This window comes from Nocardiopsis listeri (assembly GCF_020741345.1).
Classification (GTDB): domain Bacteria; phylum Actinomycetota; class Actinomycetes; order Streptosporangiales; family Streptosporangiaceae; genus Nocardiopsis; species Nocardiopsis listeri_A.
Genome location: NZ_DYZD01000433.1, coordinates 1 through 4,864 on the forward strand (window position 1 = coordinate 1; position 4,864 = coordinate 4,864).

A 4,864-nucleotide genomic window follows, 5' to 3' on the forward strand; every position below is an offset into this window, starting at 1 on the left:
GCGGCGCCCGAGGTGAGGGCGGCCCCGCGCAGGAGGGTGCGTCTGTTCAGACCCGACCGGGGGATGTTGGTCATGGGTGTCCTTCGCGATGGTCGTTAATTACTTACCAGTTCATAAAAGAACACGGAGAAGCTTGACGCGCAAAGGGTCGAGTCATGAATTCCCGTGACCGGTACCGGCCAGAGAATTCACCGATAACCCCCATGGTCGAATTCCGTCGGATGTTGTATGGGCGGCTCGATGGACCCACGGTGAACGGGATGATCCCTCTATTCTCCCGTGGCCCATGGTGCCGACACGGTCACCGGTTGTCGAAGGATGGTGCGCCGTTTTTCGGGGCGACCCGACGGAAGTCACGGATGGACCTCGTGGTGCCTGCCCACCATGCGCAGGCCCTGCTCGGGGACGAGTTCGTGGTGCATTCGATGGAGAACGCCCGCCTCGTCGTCGAAGGAACCCACGTGCGGGGTCCGGACGCGGCGGCCTTCGGAGAGGCTCTCCGACCGGACGTCGCCGAGGCGTGCCGGCGGGGTCCTGGCCCCGACCCGTGCCACGGTGGTGGTGTTCGCCATCGGCGACGTGCCCTGGCCGAGCGTGCGGACACTCGCCCTCGTGGCGCTCACCGCCCTGCTGGTGTGGACGGTGAGCGGCCACCGGCGTGGGTGGGTCGAGCGGCCGGGTGTGGCGATCGCCTTCATGGCCGCGCTGATCGCGGTGCTCGGCGCGCTCAGCGCCTGGTTCGCGGGGTCCTTCGGCTTCATCGGTTACGTGCACTCCTGGCGGTTCCTCAAGGGCGCCTGGCGGTACCCGAAGGTGATCACCACCGCTCTGGCCACCGTCGAGGCGTACGTGGGCGAGCCCCTGACCTTCGCCCTGGGCCCGCTCCTGTTGCGCCTGTCGTTCGTGGTGACCATCGTCGTGATGGTCGTGGCGTTCAGCCACCTGGGCGAGGTCACCGAGCAGCGCAGCGCCGAACGCGAACAGGTGGCGCGGCGACTGCGCGAGACCATCCGGGAGAACGAGGGGCTGCACGCCCGACTGCTGGTCCAGGCGCGCGAAGCCGGGGTGCTCGACGAACGCCGACGCATCGCCCGTTCCACCAGGTCGAGGAGCCGGGCGCCCGCTTCGGTCGGTCGCAGGGACCGGGTGGCCGCGAAGGGGGAGGTGATCGCACCTCCATGAACGTCGGGGTCGTGTACGTTCATCGACGTGTGCGAGGTCGAGTGAAAAAATACACGTTGAGAATATTTGCGCGGCCTGAAAAAATCAGCAGTGTGCAAGGAGGGCCGTATGGGGCTGCGAGAGCGAAAGAAGCGGGCCACGAGGCGCGCCCTCCAGGGCGCCGCGGTCCGGCTCACCCTGGAACGGGGCCTGGAGAAGGTGACGGTCGAGGAGATCGCGGCCGAGGCCGACGTCTCCGCCCGTACCTTCTTCAACTACTTCGCCACCAAGGAGGACGCCCTCATCGGCGACGCCCCCATCAGCCCGGATGAGGCGGACCGGGAGGAGTTCATCATGGGCGGCCCCACGGGCGACTTCTCCGAGGACCTCGTCCACCTCCTCATCAATTCCCTGGCCGGACCCGGTGACCTCACCGCACACCGTGCCGAGGCGGCCCAGCGCAAGGCGCTCCTGGACCGGGAACCCCAACTGCTGCCCGTCTTCCTCGGCCGTCTCCACAGCGCCGAACAGGGACTGGCCACCGCGGTCGCCCAGCGCAGCGGTGCCCCCGAGGACGACTTCCGGTCCCAGGTGATCGCCGGCGCGGCCATGTCCGTCACCCGGCACACCCTGAAGCGGGTCCCCTACGGGGACGCGGGCGACATCGAGGCGGCGCGCGCCCTGTTCCGGAAGGCCTTCGTGAACCTGGGCGAGGCCTTCGGCCCGACCGACTGACCCCGGTCCCTTTTTCCTGAGGTTGTGGCCCAGGTCTCGGAACGCCCTTGCGTCCCATTTCGTCCTATTCGTGGGGTTTTAGCCCCGGTGAGGACCCTCCCCCAGAGGACCGGGGGTGGAAGTCAGGGGACGCCCAGGGCTGTCCCCGATGGGAACTGTCGCAAGGAACGGGCACGCTGGAACCATGAGCGAGAACTTCGGGAGCAAGCGACTCCAGCGCAGCGAATCCGACCGTTTCCTGACCGGCGTCTGTGGCGGCATCGCCGCCTACACGGGCATCGACTCCACCCTGGTCCGCGTCCTCTTCGCGGTCTTCACCCTGCTCGGCTTCAGCGGTGTGTTCGTCTACATCGTGGCCTGGCTGATCATGCCGTCGCAGAGCGAGCAGCGATCGCTGCTGGAGCAGATCGTCCGTAACTTCCAGGGAAAGGAGAGCCAGAACTGATGATGTGGACCCTGAGGGCACACCCGGACTGGCACCGGAGGGAACTCCGGTGCCAGAGCGAGGATCACGAGATCGAGGAGGTTCGCGACCACGTCTTGGACCACGGCGCGGCGGAACAGTGATCGGTAGGGACGCGCGCGCCTCCTAGGAGGAGCGCTCCGACTCGGTCTCCTCCATACGGGCGATCGTCTGACCGGCCATCCGGGACCACCGGGCGGCCAGGACCACGGCGCCCAGCACCCCGATCACACCGGCCCACGCGATGACCGGACCGGTGCCGAAGGATTCGACGAAGTAGCTGGCGATCAGGATGCCGAGCCCTTGGGCCACCTGCAGGCCGGAGGCGGCGAGCCCGAACGCCTGTGCGCGCCCCTCCTGCGGCACGCACAGCACGAAGGCGGCGTTGGCGACGAACTGGTAGGAACCCGCCGCGCCGCACACGGCCAGGGCGACCACCATCAGCCACAGGGGCGCCTCGAAGAACCACAGCAGCAGCGGCACCGACGTCAGCACGGCGAGCGGGCCGAGCAGCCTCATCCGCGTCGGCGGTGGCACCAGGCGGGTGAGGATCAGGCCGCCGAACAGGGCGCCGATCGACGCGCCCGCCATGATGAACCCGGTCGCCGTCGGGCCGGCCCCGGCCTCGTCGGCCATGGGCGTGGCCAGGCCGTAGGGGATTCCGTACAGCCCGGCGAGCCAGGCGAGCAGGACGAGCGTGCGCAGCTTGGCGTCGGTGAAGACCAGCTTCGCGCCGTCCCGGAACATCGACAGCAGGCCGGGGCGCTTGGGCGCCTCCGCTCCGCCGGAGCCCCCTTCCGGTTCGGGCAGGGGACGGGCCCGGACGCCGAACAGCACGATCAGGGCGGACAGCGCGAACAACAGGCCGGTGCCCATCACCGTGATGTTGGCACCGATGAGCGACACGATCACGCCGCCGGCGATGAGGCCGAGGAGCATGCCGAGCTGGGCGGTCAGCTGGATGATCGTGGTGCTGGCGACGTAGCGATCGCCCTGGATGATCTGGGTGAGCAGCGCGGCGCGTGCGGCCGCGAAGGGGATCCCTGGCAGCACCACGAAGAACATCAGTGCCCAGATCGCCCACACCGGCATGCCCGGGACGCCGATGAGGACGATGACCCCCGCCCTGAGGACGTCGCAGGCGATCATCACCCGACGGCGGGGCATGATGTCGGCGAGTCCGGAGAGCAGCGGGCCGCCGATCAGCGGTGGCAGGAAGTTCAGCGCGAGGGTGATCCCGGCCGCGAACGCGGACTCGGTCACGTGGTAGACCAGCAGCGAGGTCGCGATGTTCAGCAGGTTGGTGCCGACCACGGACAGGGCGTGGGCGAGCCACATGGAGCGGAACTCACCGATGGCCATGACGTCGCGGTAACTGCTCCGCCAGTCGTCTTCCCGGGCTTCCTGAGCCGCCGAGGATTCGTGGTCCTCGTTGTCGGGGGCATCGTCGATGCTCGGATTGCCCACGGGGCACTCCCTACTGTTACAGGGTTGAAATCACGCTGTGTCGTGTCCCAATGACCAACGGTTCCGGATGGTGGGCGGCCTGGCAAGTCGTTCGGGGAAATTCGTATCTGATTCGTTGCTCCGGGTAATGCCTCCGAATGGGATTCGGCGATGTGCGGGTGAGACCACAAGCGGATTGTTTTCCCAGGTTGCTCCATGCGAAGCGGAGAGGGGTGGGGTGGGTCGGAGCGCCGGTCGGGTGCGGGTGGAATTTTCCACTCGGGCTTTTCCGTCGACGGCGTGTGTTCCCCCTGGAACGGCGTTCCGGGGATGTTCTCCTCCGATGAGAGGATGAATTCTCCGGGCGGGGGTCGCGCTCCGTGAACGACGGACGCGCCGAACACGAACATCCACCGGAGACACCCCCGGTGCCGCTCACCCCCAACCGAGCTCGGTCAGACGCGAGTCGTCGATGCCGAAGTGGTGCGCGATCTCGTGGACCACGGTCACCAACACCTCGTGGACCACCTCGTCCGGTGTCTCCGCGATCGCGCAGATGTTGCGTCGGTAGATGAAGATCTGGTCCGGCAGCACCCCGAAGTAGGAGTCGCCTCGCTCGGTGAGCGGAATCCCCTCGTACAACCCGAGCAGCCCTTCCGGAGACTCGTCCTCGACCGTGATGACCACGTTGTCCATCAGTCGGGAGAGCTCGGGCGGGATCTGGTCCAGGGCGTCGGCCACCAGTTCCTCGAAGTCCCTGCGCGTCAGTTCAACCACACCCGTCATTGTGGTGCCTTCGGGTGGTCGCGAGGAAGAGACATAACACTCTGGTCGGGATGAAGCATTGGGAACGGTCCGAGACGACGGCATGATGGGGGTGTGTTGTCACAGATCCGCGCATTCGACATCCGTGGTGCCCTCGACCGCTCCCGTGCGAGCCTCGGACGTTCACGCGCCGCCTTCGCGCGATGGCGCACCGGGCGTCTGTGGCGCTGGGGCTGCGTCGTGGTGGCGGGTCTCCTCGGCGGCTGGCTCGGCCTGGCTCTGGGCGGACAGGTG

At 67.5% G+C, this 4,864-nt stretch carries 6 protein-coding genes and 1 pseudogene; 4 read left to right on the plus strand and 3 right to left on the minus strand.

What is annotated here, in order from left to right; genetic code table 11:
* Positions 1–353: 353 nt before the first annotated feature.
* Positions 354–572, minus strand: coding sequence for a hypothetical protein (locus K8V84_RS23345; protein WP_369696660.1), 219 nt, complete (start codon positions 570–572; stop codon positions 354–356).
* Between K8V84_RS23345 and K8V84_RS23350 the strand changes: the two genes are divergently transcribed.
* The 3 genes from K8V84_RS23350 (at position 562) to K8V84_RS23360 (ending at position 2,341) form a co-directional block, all read left to right on the plus strand.
* Positions 562–1,182, plus strand: a complete 621-nt coding sequence (locus tag K8V84_RS23350) for a hypothetical protein (RefSeq protein ID WP_304078684.1) — start codon at positions 562–564, stop codon at positions 1,180–1,182. The genes K8V84_RS23345 and K8V84_RS23350 overlap by 11 nt on opposite strands.
* 108 nt (positions 1,183–1,290) lie before the next feature.
* Positions 1,291–1,896, plus strand: a complete 606-nt coding sequence (locus K8V84_RS23355; protein WP_304078686.1) for a TetR/AcrR family transcriptional regulator — start codon at positions 1,291–1,293, stop codon at positions 1,894–1,896.
* Between the two features lie 184 nt (positions 1,897–2,080).
* On the plus strand, positions 2,081–2,341 hold the full coding sequence (locus K8V84_RS23360; RefSeq protein WP_304078687.1) for a PspC domain-containing protein: 261 nt from the start codon (positions 2,081–2,083) through the stop codon (positions 2,339–2,341).
* A 144-nt stretch (positions 2,342–2,485) separates the two neighbouring features.
* On the opposite strand, the gene K8V84_RS23365 is transcribed toward K8V84_RS23360, so the two are convergent.
* Together K8V84_RS23365 and K8V84_RS23370 are read right to left on the minus strand one after the other, a co-directional pair.
* The gene (locus tag K8V84_RS23365; RefSeq protein WP_304078688.1) at positions 2,486–3,826 is read right to left on the minus strand and encodes an MFS transporter; all 1,341 of its coding nucleotides are present in this window, start codon (positions 3,824–3,826) and stop codon (positions 2,486–2,488) included.
* Positions 3,827–4,240: 414 nt separating this feature from the next.
* Positions 4,241–4,591, minus strand: a complete 351-nt coding sequence (locus K8V84_RS23370) for a metallopeptidase family protein (protein WP_304078689.1) — start codon at positions 4,589–4,591, stop codon at positions 4,241–4,243.
* A 93-nt stretch (positions 4,592–4,684) separates the two neighbouring features.
* On the opposite strand from K8V84_RS23370, the pseudogene K8V84_RS23375 reads away from it, so the two are divergent.
* Positions 4,685–4,864 (plus strand): annotated as a pseudogene (locus K8V84_RS23375) (hypothetical protein); the annotation flags it as partial.